The 19,210-nt window shown below is 43.7% G+C and carries 15 protein-coding genes; 4 read left to right on the top strand and 11 right to left on the bottom strand.

Annotation, left to right across the window (positions count from 1 at the left end):
• Positions 1-18: 18 nt before the first annotated feature.
• Both N6H06_RS03635 and N6H06_RS03630 read right to left on the bottom strand, forming a co-directional pair.
• Positions 19-2,118 carry an ATP-dependent Clp protease ATP-binding subunit gene (locus N6H06_RS03635; RefSeq protein WP_062745706.1) on the bottom strand — a complete coding sequence of 700 codons (2,100 nt, stop codon included), beginning with the start codon at positions 2,116-2,118 and terminating at the stop codon, positions 19-21.
• A gap of 456 nt (positions 2,119-2,574) precedes the next feature.
• Entirely contained in the window at positions 2,575-4,266 is a 1,692-nt protein-coding gene (locus N6H06_RS03630; protein ID WP_263705656.1) for a M3 family oligoendopeptidase, read from the bottom strand.
• A 180-nt stretch (positions 4,267-4,446) separates the two neighbouring features.
• Between N6H06_RS03630 and N6H06_RS03625 the strand changes: the two genes are divergently transcribed.
• The gene (locus N6H06_RS03625; RefSeq protein WP_062745701.1) at positions 4,447-5,604 is read left to right on the top strand and encodes a dicarboxylate/amino acid:cation symporter; all 1,158 of its coding nucleotides are present in this window, start codon (positions 4,447-4,449) and stop codon (positions 5,602-5,604) included.
• A gap of 210 nt (positions 5,605-5,814) precedes the next feature.
• Here N6H06_RS03625 and N6H06_RS03620 read toward each other — a convergent pair whose 3' ends face one another.
• From N6H06_RS03620 to N6H06_RS03610, 3 genes are all read right to left on the bottom strand, one after another.
• Positions 5,815-7,296, bottom strand: coding sequence for an SA1320 family protein (locus N6H06_RS03620; protein ID WP_263705655.1), 1,482 nt, complete (start codon positions 7,294-7,296; stop codon positions 5,815-5,817).
• Positions 7,297-7,889: 593 nt separating this feature from the next.
• A complete protein-coding gene (locus N6H06_RS03615) occupies positions 7,890-8,858 on the bottom strand; it encodes a DMT family transporter (RefSeq protein ID WP_062746582.1) in 969 nt (322 codons plus the stop codon).
• 151 nt (positions 8,859-9,009) lie between these two features.
• Positions 9,010-9,975: a S8 family peptidase gene (locus N6H06_RS03610; protein WP_212954349.1), complete on the bottom strand. Its 966-nt coding sequence runs from the start codon at positions 9,973-9,975 to the stop codon at positions 9,010-9,012.
• A 188-nt stretch (positions 9,976-10,163) separates the two neighbouring features.
• On the opposite strand from N6H06_RS03610, the gene N6H06_RS03605 reads away from it, so the two are divergent.
• Complete coding sequence (locus N6H06_RS03605; protein ID WP_263705654.1) at positions 10,164-10,802, top strand: SOS response-associated peptidase; 639 nt, start codon at positions 10,164-10,166, stop codon at positions 10,800-10,802.
• Positions 10,803-12,098: 1,296 nt separating this feature from the next.
• On the opposite strand, the gene N6H06_RS03600 is transcribed toward N6H06_RS03605, so the two are convergent.
• Positions 12,099-12,983: a VanW family protein gene (locus N6H06_RS03600; RefSeq protein ID WP_062745692.1), complete on the bottom strand. Its 885-nt coding sequence runs from the start codon at positions 12,981-12,983 to the stop codon at positions 12,099-12,101.
• A 639-nt stretch (positions 12,984-13,622) separates the two neighbouring features.
• On the opposite strand from N6H06_RS03600, the gene N6H06_RS03595 reads away from it, so the two are divergent.
• Positions 13,623-14,021 carry a VOC family protein gene (locus N6H06_RS03595; RefSeq protein WP_263705653.1) on the top strand — a complete coding sequence of 133 codons (399 nt, stop codon included), beginning with the start codon at positions 13,623-13,625 and terminating at the stop codon, positions 14,019-14,021.
• Between the two features lie 129 nt (positions 14,022-14,150).
• Here the strand turns inward: N6H06_RS03595 and N6H06_RS03590 are convergent, their stop codons facing one another.
• From N6H06_RS03590 to N6H06_RS03575, 4 genes are all read right to left on the bottom strand, one after another.
• Positions 14,151-14,729 (bottom strand): hypothetical protein, encoded by a 579-nt coding sequence (locus N6H06_RS03590; protein WP_062745688.1) that lies wholly within the window; start codon positions 14,727-14,729, stop codon positions 14,151-14,153.
• Entirely contained in the window at positions 14,726-15,037 is a 312-nt protein-coding gene (locus tag N6H06_RS03585) for a PadR family transcriptional regulator (protein ID WP_274520427.1), read from the bottom strand. The genes N6H06_RS03590 and N6H06_RS03585 overlap by 4 nt, the downstream gene beginning before the upstream one ends.
• Before the next feature lie 199 nt (positions 15,038-15,236).
• Positions 15,237-15,908 (bottom strand): YqeB family protein, encoded by a 672-nt coding sequence (locus tag N6H06_RS03580; protein WP_062745687.1) that lies wholly within the window; start codon positions 15,906-15,908, stop codon positions 15,237-15,239.
• A gap of 73 nt (positions 15,909-15,981) precedes the next feature.
• Entirely contained in the window at positions 15,982-16,572 is a 591-nt protein-coding gene (locus N6H06_RS03575) for a TetR/AcrR family transcriptional regulator (RefSeq protein WP_062745686.1), read from the bottom strand.
• 222 nt (positions 16,573-16,794) lie between these two features.
• Here N6H06_RS03575 and N6H06_RS03570 point away from each other — a divergent pair, with 222 nt between their 5' ends.
• Positions 16,795-17,637: an STAS domain-containing protein gene (locus tag N6H06_RS03570; protein ID WP_062745684.1), complete on the top strand. Its 843-nt coding sequence runs from the start codon at positions 16,795-16,797 to the stop codon at positions 17,635-17,637.
• A gap of 20 nt (positions 17,638-17,657) precedes the next feature.
• Here N6H06_RS03570 and N6H06_RS03565 read toward each other — a convergent pair whose 3' ends face one another.
• The gene (locus tag N6H06_RS03565) at positions 17,658-19,124 is read right to left on the bottom strand and encodes a UDP-N-acetylmuramoyl-L-alanyl-D-glutamate--2,6-diaminopimelate ligase (protein WP_263705652.1); all 1,467 of its coding nucleotides are present in this window, start codon (positions 19,122-19,124) and stop codon (positions 17,658-17,660) included.
• Positions 19,125-19,210: the final 86 nt, after the last annotated feature.

Here is a 19,210-nt window from a genome sequence, read left to right as displayed (position 1 = left end):
TACAGACAAGCCTTGCTATTATCCTTTACGGACAACAAGTTGATCGTCGACGACATGAACGCTTACGCGATTCATGTCGCTATCATCGATCAAAAGATCGGTGATGTCATCTTCAATAGTGTCTTGAATCACTCGGCGAAGTGGACGGGCACCAAACGCCGGATGGTAGCCAAGTTTAGCCAGCTTACGCTTCGCTTCCTCGCTCACTTCCATTTCAATGTTTTGTGCTGCCAACCGTTCATGCAAATCGGCAAGCATCACATCGACAATGTCAATCAAGTTTTCTTCTGAAAGCTGGTTAAATTCGATCAAAGCGTCAAAGCGGTTAAGGAATTCAGGTTTGAAATAATCGTTAAGGTTTTCTAAAATCCCTAGTGTTTTGCTTTGTTCAGCAGTGAAACCAAGCGATGGTTTTGTCACGCCAACACCAGCATTTGACGTCATAATGATCATTGTATCCTTGAAGGAAACGACACGTCCTTGGCTATCCGTCAAGCGGCCATCCTCCATAATTTGCAAAAACATATGCTGCACATCAGGATGCGCTTTTTCAATTTCATCGAGCAAAATGATGCTGTACGGATTGCGACGTACTCGTTCCGTCAGTTGGCCGCCTTCTTCATGGCCAACATAGCCAGGAGGGGAACCAATCAGTTTAGATACAGAGTGTTTTTCCATAAACTCGCTCATATCAAGGCGTATCATGCTTTCTTTCTTGCCGTACACCTCTTGGGCAAGTTGTTTTGTCAATTCCGTTTTTCCGACGCCAGTCGGTCCGACAAACAGAAAACTAATTGGTCGATTGCCTGCTTTTAAACCTGCACGGCTCCGCTTGACAGCTTTGGCAACTTTGTCGACTGCTTCCTCTTGCCCAATGACCTTGGCTGCAAGCCTATTGGCCAAGTCTTTCATTTTTTGTTGTTCAGCTTTTTGCAACTTGCGGACTGGTACGCCTGTTTGCCGTTCAATCAGCATTTCTATATCTTCAACAGTGACGTCTACTGGTTCTAATTCTGACACAGCTTCCTGCAATTTTGCATTTACTTTCAGTTCCTCATCCCGAAGCGCAGCCGCTTCTTCATACCGCTCTTGTTTGGTTGCTTCTTGTTTTTTCGCGCGGATCGTAGCGAGACGTTTCTCCAATGTCGCTTTATCTTCGTGGTTAGAAGACAAGGACAAGTGGGAACCAGCTTCATCAAGTAGGTCGATCGCTTTGTCTGGAAGATAGCGGTCTTGAATATAACGATCTGATAGTTTGACGCACGCTTCTAGCACTTCATCTGAGTAACGAACGCCGTGGTACGTTTCATAAACGTCCTTCAGTCCTTTCAAAATCGCCAACGCTTGGCTTGTTGTAGGCTCTTTGACCGTTACCGGTTGGAAGCGGCGTTCAAGCGCCGGGTCCTTTTCAATTTTGCGGTATTCTGCTAGCGTTGTCGCCCCAACCAGTTGCATGCTTCCTCGCGCGAGCGCTGGCTTGAGCAAATTGCCCGCATCCATGTTGCCTTCTCCTGAAGCACCAGCGCCCACGATCATGTGAAGTTCGTCGACAAACACAATCACATCATCACGGCGGCTAACTTCGTCAATTAACTGCTGCATCCGTTCTTCAAACTGGCCGCGGTAGCTTGTACCGGCCACAAGAGAAGAAAAGTCAATCGCATAGATTTGTTTATTTTGCAGTTTTGCTGGCACGTCGCCGTTGGCAATTCGCCGAGCAAGCCCTTCGGCAATCGCTGTTTTTCCGACACCAGCTTCCCCAATCAACACAGGGTTATTTTTTGTTCGACGGCTTAACACTTGAATAACGCGCTCTACTTCTTGGTCGCGGCCGATCACTGGGTCAATTTTTCCCTCTCTCGCATCGTTTGTTAAATTGTGGCCAAATTGACCTAGGAAACCGTCATCGGTACGTTTTTGCTCTTTTGTACGAACGTTTTGTTGTGGCTGACCTTGATTCATAAATTGCTGAAACAGCGAATCAAATTGACCATTCATGTTTGAATCGCTCCATTGTGCATAGCACTCTTGGCAAAGCGCATAGTGGTTTTGACGATTGTTTACAACAACATTCAAGGAAATCACAGCCTCACGAGTTTGACAATGTTGACATTTCATGGACGTTTTCCTCCTTGTTCTTTATTTATTGTTAAACCTTGACTTTGACTATTTTTGACCTTTTAAGTAAAAATCAAACAGCCTATAAAATAAAGAGGCTGCTGACTATGGCTTTATTATAACTGACCTTTATTGACCTTTCAACCCCTTTGAGCAAAAAAAGTCAAAAAAGGTCAGATCAATACACTTCTGCGCCGATTCCTTTTTATCTCTTGGAGCAATAAAAAAACCTCAATAAGTACGGCATGACGGTAACGCCTGCGATACTTTTTTCTGTAATGGGAGAAATTCGTCGCCTCATCTTCGTGCTAAGCGCCGTCCGATGTGCAGCTCCAAGACTCGCTTCAACAGCTCACTCTCCTTCTCAGCAGCTAGAGGTTTCTGTTAGGATCGCTAAACGAGTATACTTCGCCTTTAAGATCATCATTAAAGGAACGATGCTGATTGTACATCTTTTTAGGCAAGCTCGTTTAACTCTTGTTCAACAAAAGCCATTAAATCGCCAATCATTTCTGCCGAAAAATCAAAGTGCACTCCAGCTGCGCTGTACACTTCCTGAAGAGATTTTGAACTGCCGAGTGCAAGGGCTTCCCTATAGCGGGCAAGCGTTTGTTCAGGCTGTTGTTTATAGTTTTTATACAACTGCAGCGCTCCAAGCTGGGCAATCACATATTCTACATAGTAGAACGGCACTTCAAAAATATGGAGCACCCTGATCCAACTGCTCTCCCGCCATTTTTCATACCCGCTCCAATCAGGAACATTGGCATCTATCGTTTCTAACAGCTCACGGTATTTTTGATTTCGTTCTTCCTCGCTATGTGATGGGTTTTCATAGAGCCAATGTTGGAATTGGTCAATGACAATTCCAACCGGCAAAAAGTCGACAATGCCTTTTAATTGCTTGTATTTGGCTCGTTTCAAGTCCTCTTCTGATGAATAGAACAACGACCATTGGTCCATTGTCATAAGCTCCATCGACATGCTCGCCAGTTCACTCGATTCCATCGGCGTATCACGGTAAAGCGACAATGGCAGTTCCTTTTTTAAGTCATTATGAATGCAATGGCCCATCTCATGGAATAGCGTAATCATGTCGTCATGTGTATTTGCGTGGTTCATAAAAATAAACGAAAGCTTCGATATCGGCAGTGGCGCACAAAATCCTCCAGGCGATTTGCCTTTGCGGCTCTCTAAGTCAAGCATGCCCTCTGCATCCATTCTTCTAAGCAGGGCACCAAAACGAGCATCAAGTACATCGAGTGCTGTTCCAGCTTTTTCGATTAGTTCCCCTGCTCCATCAAATGGCTTTAAAGGCTGTTGCCCGGGAATAACTGCTTCTATGTCCCACGGCCTGTATGTGTCGACACCAAGTTGGTCGGCATGTTGACACTGCAACTTTTCCTTTAATGGTTTCACATGCTTGGCAATGCTAAGGGCGAGCTGTTTGCAGTCTTCAGGCGTATAATCAAAGCGGGCGTACTTTTTGAACATATAATCACGATAGTTAGCAAGCCCCGCATTCGTGGCTTTTTGCTGCCTAATCACCATCAACTTTGAAAAAATTTTCTGCAACGGCTCTTCGATTTTGAGCAGTGCCTCCCTCGCCAATGACATTGCCTTTTTGCGGGTGTCCCTGTTTTCATCCTGGAAATAAGGAGACAGCTGGGGAATGGTCAGCTCTTGTCCGTCCCAGTCTACTGTCAATGACCCAGTATGTTCAAAATAGGCGGTAGCGAGGCTTGCTTCTTCGATTTCAAGCTTGACGTTTTCTTCCCGATAAAGTTGCTGAGCATTTTGTTTTCTTTTTACAAACAGACCGTACTTCTCTTCTGGCAAATGGGCTAAAGCCGGCGCCGCCAAGAACGCCTCATCGAGCTTTGCCTCGTAACGCTTCATTAGAGGTTCGATCACTTGTTGGTCATACTCAAAGGCACGCTTTGCTTCTTCAGAACTGTTATGGCAGTTAAAATCAATATAATGCCCAGTGATCGCTTCCTCCAACTGATCAAGGAGGACGGATTCCTCTTCCATAAAGCGTTCAAGTGCTTCTCTCGTATCAAGAGAAACAGCTAACAATTGCGCAAATGCTTGCTCAATGCTCTTCGTATCTGAAAAATCCAATTGTTCTTGATAGAATTTTCCCATATTTTCCCCTCCATGTACTTAATCGTACCAAACTTAGGCGTTTTTGAAAACGAAACACTTCTGCCATTTCACTAAACAGATTGAAAATGATAGCGTTTTCAATGCACAACCTACTAAATAATGGTATACTAGCAACGTACTTTTCAAGTAGCCATCTTTATTTAGATTGGAGTGTTGTTTGTGAAATTAATTGCCCGGCTTGTTTTTGGTATTATTGCCGGTATTGCCATTGGTTTTATCGCCAATGAGTTTATTGCTAAATTGATGGTAACGATAAAAGACATTATCGGCAGTTTTATTTTCTTTATGGTTCCGCTTATTATTGTGTTCTTTATTGCTGCTGGCATTGCCGCTCTAGGCAAAGGCGGGGGAAAGATGGTCGGCTCGACCATTTTCATTTCTTATCTGTCAACCACTCTAGCTGGCTTCTTTGCTGTTTTAGTAGCGATGACCGTCATCCCGTCACTTGGAATTAGCGGAACAGACGCCAGCACCCCTTCAGAAATGGAAGGGTTTTTGCAACTGTCGGTTGAGCCACTTTTTGACGTTTTGACAGCGTTGCTTCTTGCCTTTGTCTTCGGCATCGGGATTGCCGCAACACGTTCAAATGCACTGCACAGCCTTGTCGAGGAAGGGAAAAACATCGTTGAATTAGTCATACGTAAGGCAATCATCCCGTTGCTCCCTTTTTATATCGCTGGCGTTTTTGCTGAAATGAGCTATGAAGGCACTGTCTTTAAAACATTAGGCGTTTTTGGCGTTGTACTGCTTTTAGCCGTAGCTATGCACATTATTTGGCTTTTTATCCAATATACCGTAGCGGCAGCTGTTAATGGTAACAATCCCTTGTCGTTACTAAAAGCAATGTTGCCTGCGTATGTGACTGCCCTTGGAACGATGAGCAGTGCTGCAACCATTCCTGTTACATTGGAAGCCGTTCGAAAAAACGGCATCCGTGACTCGATCACGAACTTTGTCGTGCCGTTGTGCGCAAATATCCATCTCTCAGGGAGCACCATTACGATTTTAACAGCTGCTACAGCAGTTATGTACATTTACCCAGGATTGGCGTTTCCCGGATTTTCAGGAATGATTCCTGTGATCTTTATGCTCGGCATCATTATGATTGCCGCGCCTGGCGTTCCAGGGGGTGCAGTCATGGCTGCGACTGGCATCCTAACTTCTATGCTAGGTTTTGATGAGGGAGCAATCGCCCTTATGATTGCCCTTTACCTTGCCCAAGACAGTTTCGGGACAGCTGCAAATGTAACAGGTGACGGAGCGATTGCCGTTTTGATGAATGGTTTAAAAGAACGACGATTAGGCCGGTCTTCATAAAAAAGCGCCTTCCTAACGGAAGGCGCTTGAGGTTGTCGACAAAGTCGATAACCGCACTCAGACTGATAGAAAACGCTTGTCAGACGAGGAGTGCAGCCGAGGGAAGATGCGAATAGAACGGGGGGTTCATGAGCATATGACCGAGGCAAACGACGACGGATGCGAGCGTTTGTCTACAGTAAAGAGCGCCTTCCTAACGGAAGGCGCTCTTTACTCTATTGTCCCGCGCTTCATTTGCGATTTTAGCAATTCCATATTTTCGACAATCATGTGAGAACTGTTGTGCAGCTCCTCAATGGACTGGGCTTGATTTTGTGCGAGCCGGAAGACCACATCTTTAAAAGCAATTTGCATTTCATTTAAAATGTCACTGGCAGCAGAGTGGCAAGCATGGACACTTTGGAAAGCCGCGCCATTAAACAGGACCTCTTCGATCTGTGGACGCAGTTCTTCCAATAAAGACGGATAGTTCCATTGGAGGGAATATAGGCCGTGCCTAATCCCAGCCACTTGATTGTTCGCTTCTCTGAGCAAGCTCGCAGCCTCTAGCGCTTTTTCCTCGATGGAGGCACGATAAGAAGCATACAGGCTTTCCGCATTTACGGAAAGTGTTCCGTATAGGGGCACATGCGAAGCCTCCTGGACAGCGGCCACCGCTTCCTCTCCGAGAAGTTCTAGTTTTTTAACAGCAACAACCGACTCTTCTAAGATGTTAAACAGCAACGGTACAGTCGCCGTTGATAATCGTTCAATTCCATTAGTTGCGTGGAATTCACGGATACCCATCGCTGACAACATATAAGGCGAGTCTTCCAATGGATAAGACGTTCCTTGAGCAGCTAGATTAACCGCCTCGGTCGTGCTTGATTTATCGTCAAGTGCAAGTGTTTGATCTTGGTCTGCAAAAGCTTGCGCAAGAAATATTACTTGTTCTTTATAATCGGCAATTTGCTGGTGAACTTGTTGTTCGTTGCGGACAATATAATCCAAATGGGCGCGAAGCTCTTCGACTACCGAGTCGGCAAATAAGTCCTGTCCGCCCCTAAACACTTCTTCAATATAATTCATTGACACATGGTTAACAAACAGAAATAGCTGGTCAGCCCCTTCTTCTAAGCGGCAACTAAGATGTCTAATTTCCGCAAAGAGGTCTTCCATCTGAACAGCCTGTGGTGAGATAGAACCAGCTAATTCCACCGGAGCACTCGTTTGCGCCTCCCGGAGGGCACGGCAGCACCTTTCCGCATCGCTAATGAGCTGCTGCACCCCAGAAATGGCTTGGGTAAGGCGACCGCTTGCTTGGCCAATCCCTTGAAAAAGCCCACCTTCCCCTGCCTGTTCAACAAGTGTTACATACATTTCACGGAGCTGATTGACTCGTTCTAGGAAGCGTGCGCTCTCCTGCTCAGTAATGTCCTTAGCCTTGTTAATATGCGTACGGACAAGAAGCAACCTTTCCTGTACAGTGCGTTCCAATAAATTGCCTAATTGGGCTACCGCTTCATAGTCAAGCTCAATCTGTTTGGCCCCCCCAATGTATAGCGGTTTCTCCGTTATTAGGCTTGTCTCTTGTAAATTTGTTTCGCCGTCCCCCTCTTCCCGGTCTCCGACGATTAAAACTTGCCCTTTTTCGCTTCCGATATATTCTTGGCCTAGCTCAGCAAGCTTGCCCCTTTCGTTTTCTCCATTCATCGGTGCATCCTCCTACAAAGAAGCTACATCCCGCTTCAAAATGATCTTAATTAGCCAAGAAACGTTTTTCTTTTTACAGGGAAGAACGTGTGGCTTCGTAACAAGAATCGCATTTTCTAGAGTTCCCTCCTTTTTTATATGGCAGGAAATATGTTCTTTATGGATCCCTATTGCCAGCTAAAAGATGTCATCGATTTTACTTTATTGCGGGTTGGTCGGAATAGGGAGATAGAAAGAACACTCACTTACTATATGCTATTTTAGAAATGCGGCAACTAAGACTGCTATTCTCTACGTATGTATTTTAACGGAAATGTTTTCCTTTGTTATGATGTTCACGCAAAAAATCCGCTTTTTTAGTAAAACAGTAGAGAAGTAATAGTTCTATAGATTTGTCTAGACAACATGTATCCGCTTACTTGTCCCAACTTTTCTTTTCAACAAAAAAACCGCAAGATGCGGTTTGAGGTGGTCGACAAAAAATCACGCAGACTGATAGGAAACGTATGCGAGCGTTTGGGTACAGCTTGAAAACTACGAGACGTGGGTTTTTCGCCTTAATCTGTTTGTCCTAAAATCTCTCTAGTATCGAGTTAGCCGCTATTGCTTTGCTTCGCTTTTGCTAAAGCAGGCTGTGCCGTTTTCCGTGAGAGGAAGCTGTGAAGCGCCATGCCAATGACAATGAGTCCAATGCCTAGAAGCGCAAGTGGAGAAGGAAACAATGCTTGCAAAAAGATAAGCTCCAATATAAGTGCGAAAACGACTTCCCCTGATTGGGTTGCCTCAACGGCGGCAAGTTGATTCGGTTTTTTCCGTGTACGGTCCGTCGCATAAAAGAAAAGCAATGTGGCAATGATTCCGGAAGAAATAGCGACAATCAATGCCTGGCCCGTTTGTGAAGCGGTCGGCAATCCGTGTTGAAACGTCCCTATCGCAAACAATGCCACCCATACAGGCGTCGTCATCACTGTCATCCCGAGAACACGGGAAAAGGTGTCGATACGCCCATCGGTAAGTTCCATCATCTTTCTATTCCCGAGCGGGTAAGCAAATGCAGCAATCATAACAGGCGCGACTGAAAACAACAAGTTTCCAGAAATGCTGGTCGCATGCTGTGCTTGAATAAAGACAACACCTACGAAAATAACAGCCGAAGAAAAAAGCGACCGTAAGGGAAGCGTTTGCCTGATTCTGCTGCCATCTGCTGAAACATGATAAAATAGCGGCGACATCAGCAGGCCGGCGACAATTGTCAACTGAAAAGTGCCAGCAACAAGCCAGCCAGGCGCATAGCCTGAAGCAAACGTAAGCGGCGCATAAAACAGGACGAACCCGACAAAGCTCCAACCAAACCAAGGAAACGGATTTTTGCGCACCGACAACCACAGCGCCTTGAATCCCGATCGGATATAAACGATAACCAACAAAAATGGCAACATAAACAAAAAGCGCAACGACGCGCTAAACAACCAACTGCCACCTTCCACTTCCATCATTCGGTTCAATAAAAATGTAAATGAAAAGAAAAAAGCGGCTAAAATGCCAAGTAACATTGCCTTCATGACAGCACCTCGATACATTAAACTTCTTTCAGTATACTAAATTTCCCTTTCGAGATGCGCTATTTTTTAGCAAAACGGCTAAGCGATGCACGAGCAAACACTCCCCCTGCCTATTAGAAGGGAGAGTGTTTGCTGTGTGGTTATCCCACGCCTATTTTTTGCCTTTCTCAGTAAACTGGCCAGTAATACGCTCAACTAAACCTAATGTTAAAAAACCGTTGCCTTCCGCTTGTGCAGTAAAACCAATTGGCGTCGCCCGTCTTACAAGTTGCGCATAAATTTCTGTTTCCGATAAACTGCGCTTGAAGGCATCTTCTGCTAGATTAATAATTAACGCCAAAGCTCCGGCGACGTGGGGCGCTGCCATTGATGTGCCTGACAACTCGGCATAACCACTGTCAAGGTACGTTGATTTAATGCCTACACCAGGGGCAACAATGTCAATTTCCTCGTTCGTATTCGTAAAATCGCTTAGCCGCAAGTCGAAGTCAACAGCACCTACAGCAATCACTTCATTGTAAGCAGCAGGATAAGCAAATTCGTTTGTGTCTTCACGGCCATCCCCTTCATTTCCAGCAGCACATACAACCGACACATTGTTGTCCACAGCATACTTGACTGCATCGTGAAGCTCTTCACTGTCAGTGGGGCCACCAAGAGACATCGTAATGATACGCATCTGTTCCCCCTTAGGGCCGCGCCAATCAACTGCATAGCGTATCGCCTTAGCAATCCAGCTCATTTCCCCACTGCCATCGCCACTCAGCGCCTTTATAATGAATAAGTCCGCTTTCGGAGCAACGCCAACGACGCCGCTCCCTGTTTCTGCGGCAGCAACGGTGCCTGCCACATGTGTCCCATGCCCATTGTTGTCTGAAAAATTCGTTTCATCTCCGCCATAGTCAGTTGTCAGATTAACGCCGCCAATAATTCTTTCGGCCAAATCAGGATGATCGACTTGGCAACCAGTGTCGATGACGCCAATAATCTGGCCGGCGCCTTTAGCTGAAGCACTCCACACAGCAGGTGCTTCAACGATTTCGACCCCCATAGGCACTTCGGATAAAGCACTTACCTTGTCAACCTGCTTATACGGGATCAAGCGACATTTACGCATGTGCAGACACTCCTTTTCAAAGATTGCGATTTTGTTCGATGTGGATGTTCGTTCTCTAAGCTGCTAAACGCTTTTTACAGATATATGGACGAACTGAACGAAATATGCCAAGTTTGTCCACTTGGTATGTAGGCTTGTCTATGGAATAAGCAAAAAGGGATATACTTGTTAAAAAGGAGGTTTGCTGTATGTGTGGACGTTTTACGCTAACTGCTTCACCTACTGACGTCGAAGAGGAGTTAGGCATTGACATTCCGTCGTTTCCACCTAGCCGTAACATTGCGCCTACCGAAGAGATTCTTGCGATCGCTGCCATTCATACGGCGCCAAAAGCATGCTTTTTTCATTGGGGCCTTATCCCTCATTGGTCAAAACAGAAGAACAAAGGCCCTAAACCGATCAATGCTAGAGCGGAAACCATTGCCGATACTATGCCCTTTAAACACTTGCTTTCCCATAAACGCTGCCTCATTGTCGCCGATGGCTTTTATGAGTGGACGAGCGATAAAACCCCATTCCACTTCCAAAACGAAAATGGGCGGCTCATGACGTTCGCTGGATTATGGGACACTTGGCAAGACAGCGCAAGCGGTGAGGCGATCTTTTCCTGCACGATCATTACAACACGCCCCAATGAGCTAGTGGCAAAATACCACAACCGTATGCCTGTCATTTTAGAGGAAGGCAACCGCGAAGCATGGCTCGATGTTGATATTACCGACGCCTCCCTCCTTCAAAGAGTGCTTGAGCCTTACGATAGTGCTAAAATGCATGCTTGCCGAATAAGTAAAGCCATAAATAGCCCAACATACAAGGGACCGCTATAAAACAAATCCCACAGATGCGCTCTTTCTTTGCTGATCAAAAAAGAGACAGACAGAGCTCGCTCAAACACAGCAATTAAATCGATGAAAAAGCAGATATCAAAAAAACCAACATTTAATCTTTACTTTTCCGATAAATATGGTAGTATTTAAGAAGCGAGTATTCTCCCCTACACCGTACTCGCTCCCGAATTCCATTCTCTTGCCCTTCTAAAGGGCACCATTCATGTCCCAAACGTCTATTGTTTGGGGCCTTTTTTAGCGGCAAAGCGATTGCTTCCTTGCGTCATTATTACCACCTAACTCCAATTAACTGGGGGCAATGGTTGCAACTATGCCCGTTATCTTAGGGCAGACTTCTGTCGTAAGAAAGTTAAAGATATTGGCTAACTATAAATGATTTATGATCACGCTCACCTAAAGCAACCCTTCCAAATATATTCATATTCTGAAAGAAGAGTTAATTTAAAACCTTTCGTGTTATAATCAATGAAAACGTTTAAGGGAAGAAGGGGAATAAATGAATTTTTACAAATACTCTTTGCCGTTAGGCGCGTCTTTCGTCTTTAATGATGTTGTTGTTTTCACTCGCTCTTACTTGGTACGTAGGAAGTGAGGTTCGTAACCTGAAGAAAAGGTTGACGGGAGAAACGTTCCTATTCAAGGAGTAACATCTTTGGATCATTATATTTATGCTTTTGAAAACAAATTTTTTCCCTACCCGTTTCTAATGATTGTTTCGTTGATAGCCCTTTTCATTACTAGTTTCGCGTTAGTTATGAAGTTTTAAAAAAGTAACCTGTTCATAAAGAATAAGTTACTAGTTACTGCTTTTAACGATTGTATGTGAGAATACCTTCCTCAATAATTATTGTTCCAGGGCCGTTGTTATAAAATTGAAATTTATAACTATATCCACGTGGAGCAAGTTGTCTTGCAGGAAAAATAAGCCAGTTGCCCCTATCTCTTACTTCCATCCTACCTTGGTATTCATTCCTGGAATTGTAGATTCTAACTCCCCATGGTCCAGCCGGCCTTCCTGAAACTTCTGCTGAAATTTGGTCAGGGTTTCGAAAGGTAGATCCATTTCTTACCCAAAAATTACTAGAAAACCTTAAATGTATGGTTTATATTTATAATTTGTAGCCTTTCACGATGCTCACTCCCGCACCCATTCTTGCCCTCTTTTTGCAAGCGACATTTGCCTTCGCCCCTGAGATCACAAATCTGCTTCTTATTATGAAATCAACCTCGACAACAAAAAAAGAGAACGATCATTTCGCTCTCCTCACCTAAATCTTATTTGCGAATGTCGAACCAGACTTCGCCTTTCTCTTTATCGACGCCTCCACGGATCACAACTGGGTAATCAAAGTCATTACGGAAGCGCAAATCCGCACTGCCCCAGCTTACCATCGCATCCATGCCCTCTTCTACATAACCAACTGGGAGAGAATGAGGGTGGCGTTCCAATACCGTCAAGCCTGCATCAAGAACGGCGTTGTAAAGAGTCGTCGATGTTTGGCAGATGCCGCCGCCAAGCCCATCTGTAAAATCGCCATCCATAATGACACTTGCCACTTGGTAGCCCCGTTCTTTCGTGCGTTCGCCTACAATGCCGTTAAACGTAAAGGTATCACCGCTCCCTAAAACGACATAGTCTACGCTTTCTGTCGACAAGCGAATGTTTTCAACGCGTCCACTAACGCCTTTATTGTAGCTTGTTCGCCCGTGGCCAATTGTTTTATTCTCAATGTTTTTTACATCTTCCGCTGTGGCAGAAACTGCTTGCCTGTCGATAGGCAGCGTCACTTCTCGCTCCCAAACGCTTAAACTAAGGATGTCTTCAACGAGCTTCTGTTCGTCGAGCGTCACTTGGTCTTGGCCGCCAACTAGTTCTTGGCCATTCCATTTAGCCGGTATCATCCGTTGGTCAAAGCCGTCTTTGCCTCTGGCCAAGTCTCCTGCCCATTTTCGGAGGTCATCCTCGTTGACCAACTCCACTGGAAGTTTATCAAATTCTTCCTCGCCTAAAAAAACCGTCACGGCAAGGTCAGGAATTGTTTTTTCCAGGACGACGTTCTCATGCGTGGAAACTGAAGCAGCAACACGTTCTTCACCACTGCCACAAGCGGCAAGCACACAAATAGAGGCAAACGCCATCAGTGCCAGAAAGTGTTTCATTCGTCAACACCTCTCAATCACTCCGTTTTGCTTCATTTAGGAGGAAGAAAACACAGCATCCGACTTAAAAACTGAAACAATCTCAGAAAGTTTCTTTTTTCGCGTTTTTTCAAAGTCTCCTAGATAGCGTATGTAACGGATTATTCGATTATGATTGCCCGAAAAGCAGACAACAGGATTTGCTTTTCGCTAAATGGATAGAATATATTTCCATCCATTTTGATTTTATAACAAACGCTACGAATAAGCAAGAAAAATGTAATCGATTTGTAATATGATTGTAATTTAATTTGTCCATCTTTGTCCGATAAAGAGACATAATGAGTAAACAAATGGCGAAAGCACTAGAAATTTGATTGTATATAACAGATCAGAGTTGGACGAATAGTTGCACAGCACAATCAAGGTTCCACGAGCCATACTAAATCAAAAAACGAAGGGTATTCGAATTATCGTGAGGAAACCTTGAAAAAACTTTTTTAAACGAAATAGACCTCCCAGTACTGTTTTTACTCAGTGGCATTTCTTCAACACGGACAAAGGAGAAGCTTAAGAGATAGTAGCAATCTGAAAGAAATTAAACTGTCTTTTTCGTGGTAACATTTAGTGTATCGTGATTCAGAAAGAAAGGAGGACATCATGATTACCCAAGCAGCCCAAGTTTCTATTTTAGTTAAGGACCTTGAAGAAGCTAAACAATTTTATACAAAAAAATTAGGGTTCATCGTTCGAGACGAAATAGTGTTCTCGCCGGGATGGAAGTACCTAACCGTTTCACCAGATACTTCAAATGAAACGAGGCTAGAATTAGTTAAAGCCAACACACCAGAGCAAGTAGAGATGGTTGGTAAACAAGCCGCAAACCAAGTCTTGATTATGTTTTTAAGTGATGATATAGAAAAGGATTATCGTGAAATGAAAGCACGGGGTGTGATCTTTCATGGGGAACCACAACCAGTTCCTGGTGGAAAGGGCGTAGGTTTCGAAGATTTGTATGGCAATGCCCTTGACCTATATCAACCAGATACAAAAGAATGATAGGAAAAACAAAAACTGTATCGCAAATCATGATTTTTTGATATATTTCCAAAAATTATAAATAATCCGAATATCGAAAACTAGTTAGGCTTTTCCGCCTAACTAGTTTTTACTAGAGCCGCTTTTATCTTAACGGTCATTAATTGATGATTTGTTCACGACAGATCCGTGCTTAAGCATGCCACAACCGAGCCCAAAAATAAACCCGAGCCCCGTACCTACCGCCACTGAGGCAAAAAAGTGCGTAGTAAACACAAATGCCCCTATTAGTATGCCGATCATGGCGCCAATAGCCATGCCAACAAACATAAACCCTGCGTAAAACAGCCCGATTGTCTCCTCCATCTCAGGGCTTTGAGTTAAGTAATACGTTTTATACTTATCTTGGAGATTTGCCGCTAAGTCGCTGTCGCTGTCAGCAGCTAATGCTTGTTTGGCTAGCTCCAGCGCTTCTTCCTCTTGATAGCCTTGGCTCATAAGATCATTGACATAATCGCCCATATACGTTTCTAAGTCCTCACGTGCTTCAAGGGTTTGCTTGGATGTCCGCTTAAACTTTTCCATTTGTTTGGTGAGTTTTTTCTTCACTTCGCCGCTTTTTTGGCTTAAACTTTCAAAATAGCTCATTTCCGCATTGTCCAAATGCTTGCTGGCTTGTTCTTTCGCGAACGATTTAATGCTTTCTTGTGCCTGTTTGCTTAAAGTCATTTTTCTCCCTCATTTCTGATTTGTTCAATTCGTGCACTTAAAAACGCCCATTTTTCCCAAAAGCGCATAAGCTCTTCCTTGCCTTTCTCGTTCAACGTATAAAATTTTCTCGGCGGTCCCATATCAGAAGGTTTTTTCACCACATGGACCAACTTATTCTTTTCCAAACGGACAAGCACAGTGTAAACGGTTCCTTCGACGATGCCAGTAAAACCAAGTTGGTTTAGCTTGCGTGTAATTTCGTATCCATACATTTCTTTGTGCTCAATCAGCTGCAAAATCATTCCTTGCAAGACCCCTTTGAGCATTAAACTTAAATTATCGATAACAAGCACCTCTTTTATGCTAATAAATATGAAAGAGCACTGCTATTTAGTATTACTAAGTACAGGTATATAGTATTACTTAGTAGATAAAATGTCAAGTAACTGGCATAAAAAAACACAGAAAGCGATTCTGTGCTCAAGTGGTTTCAAATTATAGGCTCGAAAAATGGCTATTATCTGTTTACATAAAGCGGATATACTGCTCTTCTCCCTTGTCTTTTACAGCAATACCTAATTCCCGCAAATCTTCCCGCAACCGCTCTGCTTGTTCGCGTTCTTCTTCTCTCAATGCAATGCGACGCGAATAGAGAACCTTGTTGGCTGCTTCACCACAAGCTTCATCGCTAAGCGTCCAGAGCCGGTACGCATTGGCAAATGGATCGCTCTCCACCCATGGATAACGATGGTGCCAAAACGCTTGCTCGACTTTGTCTTGCTTGACATCAATCGTTTCGCGATAAAGCTCTTTCCCATTTGGGCCGAGAATGACGAGACTCTTCTCTTCAACAAACACTGCATAAATGTCCTTTTTTAAAAACTTTCTTTGTTTGTTGTTCTTCATTACTATTACATCTGTGTCCGAAACATCGACCACTAACGATTCATGAAAAGCTGCGGTTGACAATAGTAGCCCTAACAGTATGCCAACCGCCACTCCAGCAATGGAAACAAATAAGGGAGAAAACGAATCAATGAGCAACAAAATGCCTTGCGAAGACAAGAAAGGCATTCTAAGCAAAAAATCAACAATAGCTGGAAGAAACCAGCCGATTGCCGCTCCTACTAAAGCCGGCATTATCCACACAAGCCCCTGCTCAAAACGGTTCGGACCTAGTTTGGTAACGTTCTGCATGTTCACCCTCCATTTTTTAGTTAATCAATTTTTTATTTGACTGTTCAATCAGTTTTATTTCATGGATGGCTGTCTAAGCCAGCATCTTTAAAGCCATCCGCGTCAATTCATTTTTATATGTTTCATATTGCTCGTGGTCACAATTTTTTAGCATGATCTCCCCTATCGCTCCTTGAATGATCGTCGCAACAAGGGCTGGATCGAAATCGGTTGTGAATTCTTTTTTATTCTTACCAGCCATTAAAATATCGGTCAATAACATCTCGAGCCCATCGGACTCCTGGTCTGCTAAAAGATAAAAGGGAGTGCCGTCTTCCGTTTGGGCATTGAAAACAATTTCAATCATGGCAATATTGTTTTCGTAATGGGTTGCCTGATAAGCAAGGCTCGCCTCAATAAAAGCCTTTAATTGCTCAGTTGCCCCCTTTCTTGCCGCTACGCATTCACTAATATAATGAAGCTGATCAGCAACTAAATACATGAGCGTATGATGAATTAAGTCAGCTTTATCAGCAAAATGATAGGAGATCAAACCGGTGCTAATTTTCGCGTTTTGGGCAATCTTTGTTAAGCTGATTTTATTATAGCCTATTTCAGAAAGCGTTCTTATGCATGCTTGGATAATCTGTTCTCTGCGTGCTTCGGCGATAAAAGATTCGGCCACGGGACTTCCCCCTATTGGATATATGATCAAAAATTTGACTACATAATCAAATTAGCATGAGATAGAAAGACAAGTCAAGAGACACCTTGTCTTTTTCTACGTATAGGAACAGCCTAAAAACAGCGACATGCCTGCTACTTGGGGACCCCATTCTGGACAAGCTCTTAAAAAGCTGTAATAATGACGATAAATACAGCATTCAAAAAGGAGTAGCGAACGCCTATGCCTTTGTCTTTATATCAATATTTTAAAGACCGTTCTGCAGAGTTGACGGAAACATGGTATGCAAATTTGGACAAGTCGAAAGAAGGTATTTATGGATCAACTGACCCAATAAAAATCAAGCAATTAAAAGCGCAAAACCGCCAGTTTCACGAACTGTTTAGTGAAATTTTCAATCCTGAAAATGAGGAAGTCGACATCTACATAGATAAGTGGGTTACTGAAATCGCCTCTGACCATGCTCATTTGGAGACGCCACTCCCCGAAATCATGGAAGAATTTTTAAATACACAATCATTATACTTACACGTTTTTCATCAATTTGTCGAAACGCACCATCCTGATATGAGTATGAAACAGTACAATGAGACGATCCAGTTGATTATCCGCTCATTCAAAAAAATTATGATTGCGTTTAGTGTCCGTAACCAGGAGTTATCCGAGGAACTGCTGCAAGCACAGAAAGATATGATTACAGAGCTTAGTTCTCCTGTTATTCATTTAAATGAGCAAATTGCGCTATTGCCGCTTATCGGTGAAATTGATACGCATCGAGCGAAGGTTATTTTTGATCAAACTCTTGAACAATGCGTCAACAGCCGTGTGGATTCACTGCTCATTGATTTGTCTGGCGTACCGGTAATCGACACGATGGTTGCCAATCAGATTTTTTCCTTAATAGATGGATTAAAACTAGTCGGAACTAAGGCTTCGCTGTCAGGCATCCGTCCAGAAATTGCCCAGACGGCGATCCAACTTGGTATTGACTTTACCCACATCCGCATTTATTCATCGATCTCTGCAGCACTGGAAAAACTGAGTTTTGAAGCAAAGTTAAGCTAAATGAACAATACTTTCCTATTTTAGTCAACCAACATCTTGCTGGCTATTGTTCTTTGCAATAAATGTTGTACCGTACCTTTATCGGATTGGGTTGGCAAGTGGTACGATTGCTTATAGATTTCATGCCCTTTGCCCGTAATAAAAACCCAATCCCCGTTTTCCGCTCGTTCCCACGCATAGGCAATGGCGCTTGTGCGGTCGGGAATGACAACCCCATTTTTGCCAAGTTGGAACTCCTCAAGCATCTGCCCCATCCTTTCAGGGCTTTCGCCATTTAAGTCATCCATTGTCAAAATAATGAAGTCAGAGAACCTTTTCGAAACGTTAATCATTGCCTGCCGTTTTGACTTATCGCGGTTGCCACGAAAGCCAAACACATGAATGATTCGACGGGCACTTAACTCTTTTGCTGTTTTCAAACAATGATAAAAGGCCTCTTCCGTATGAGCATAATCAATAACGACATTGGCGCCTTTTGGATGGTGTATAAGTTCAAAACGTCCAGGAACACCTGGGAATTTTTCAAGTGCAGCCAAAATCTTTCTTGCATTCAGCCCAAGCAGGCGTGCTGTCAAAAAAGCCATTGCAGCATTGTACAAATTATGTTCGCCTAGAAGTGGCAGCTGCAAATCATACGCTTTATGGTCTTCAGCAATCGTGGCTTGCATCGGCTTTCCTATCCGGACATTGCTTAATTGTAGCGTCTCTTCTGCCCCGCCCAATGTATAAATGTAAGGCACATCCATCTTTTTCAAAGATGCTAAACATGCTTCCCCCCACTCATCTTGGACTTGAATGACCGCTTTTCCAGCAGGCGCAAGCTGTTCAAATAACCGCAGCTTTGCCCCAAAGTAAGCTTCCATCGTTCCATGATAATCCAAATGGTCTTGGCTTAAATTAGTGAACAACCCATAATCAAATTCGATTCCAAAAACTCTGTGCTGCATCAAAGCATGGGAAGTTACTTCCATTATAATCACTTGGTCGTTGCTCGCTGCCAATTGCTTTTGTAGCTCCAAAGCATCCATGGTGGTGTTCGTAGTCGCAGGTAAAATCTGTCCGTTTACGATGTTTTGGACAGAACCAAACAGAGAGCACGTATGACCACATGTTTCTAATACGTGTTTTAACATATAGGAAGTTGTCGTTTTTCCATTTGTTCCCGTTATGCCAATCATGATGGCTTTCTTCTGTTCATTTTTGTAGAAACGCTTTGCTGCTAACGCAAGCGCCTTTCTGCTATCTGCCACTTTTATATAGGGCACAGTCAGTTTTCCAATTTCTTTTTCGCCAATAACTGCTTTAGCTCCAGCTGCAATTGCCTGATCGATAAACGTGTGGCCGTCGATCGAATAGCCAGCAATAGCGATAAACAAGTCACCTGGCTGCACCGTTTTTGAGTTGTTCGATATGCCGGTTATATGAACAGCATCGCTGCCGTTAAGTTCCTTGTACTCCAATATATCCAACAAATGTTTTAATAACATACTGGCTTCTTCTCCTTGGCTTTGCTATCTTTCATTGCCCTTAGTATGGACAAGCGCCACCAAATGAGCACATGCAATATCTGTAA

Origin of the sequence: Shouchella tritolerans (genome assembly GCF_025770735.1) — a bacterium.
Classification (GTDB): domain Bacteria; phylum Bacillota; class Bacilli; order Bacillales; family Bacillaceae_D; genus Shouchella; species Shouchella tritolerans.
This window is presented reverse-complemented; position numbering and strand designations above follow the sequence as displayed.

Coding starts and splice junctions, on each gene's coding strand:
- N6H06_RS03615 (WP_062746582.1), bottom strand. CDS start 8,858: ATGAAGGCAATGTTACTTGGCATTTTAGCCGCTTTTTTCTTTTCATTT.
- N6H06_RS03635 (WP_062745706.1), bottom strand. CDS start 2,118: ATGAAATGTCAACATTGTCAAACTCGTGAGGCTGTGATTTCCTTGAAT.
- N6H06_RS03610 (WP_212954349.1), bottom strand. CDS start 9,975: ATGCGTAAATGTCGCTTGATCCCGTATAAGCAGGTTGACAAGGTAAGT.
- N6H06_RS03590 (WP_062745688.1), bottom strand. CDS start 14,729: ATGACTTTAAGCAAACAGGCACAAGAAAGCATTAAATCGTTCGCGAAA.
- N6H06_RS03570 (WP_062745684.1), top strand. CDS start 16,795: ATGCCTTTGTCTTTATATCAATATTTTAAAGACCGTTCTGCAGAGTTG.
- N6H06_RS03605 (WP_263705654.1), top strand. CDS start 10,164: ATGTGTGGACGTTTTACGCTAACTGCTTCACCTACTGACGTCGAAGAG.
- N6H06_RS03600 (WP_062745692.1), bottom strand. CDS start 12,983: ATGAAACACTTTCTGGCACTGATGGCGTTTGCCTCTATTTGTGTGCTT.
- N6H06_RS03630 (WP_263705656.1), bottom strand. CDS start 4,266: ATGGGAAAATTCTATCAAGAACAATTGGATTTTTCAGATACGAAGAGC.
- N6H06_RS03565 (WP_263705652.1), bottom strand. CDS start 19,124: ATGTTATTAAAACATTTGTTGGATATATTGGAGTACAAGGAACTTAAC.
- N6H06_RS03585 (WP_274520427.1), bottom strand. CDS start 15,037: ATGCTCAAAGGGGTCTTGCAAGGAATGATTTTGCAGCTGATTGAGCAC.
- N6H06_RS03620 (WP_263705655.1), bottom strand. CDS start 7,296: ATGAATGGAGAAAACGAAAGGGGCAAGCTTGCTGAGCTAGGCCAAGAA.
- N6H06_RS03595 (WP_263705653.1), top strand. CDS start 13,623: ATGATTACCCAAGCAGCCCAAGTTTCTATTTTAGTTAAGGACCTTGAA.
- N6H06_RS03580 (WP_062745687.1), bottom strand. CDS start 15,908: ATGCAGAACGTTACCAAACTAGGTCCGAACCGTTTTGAGCAGGGGCTT.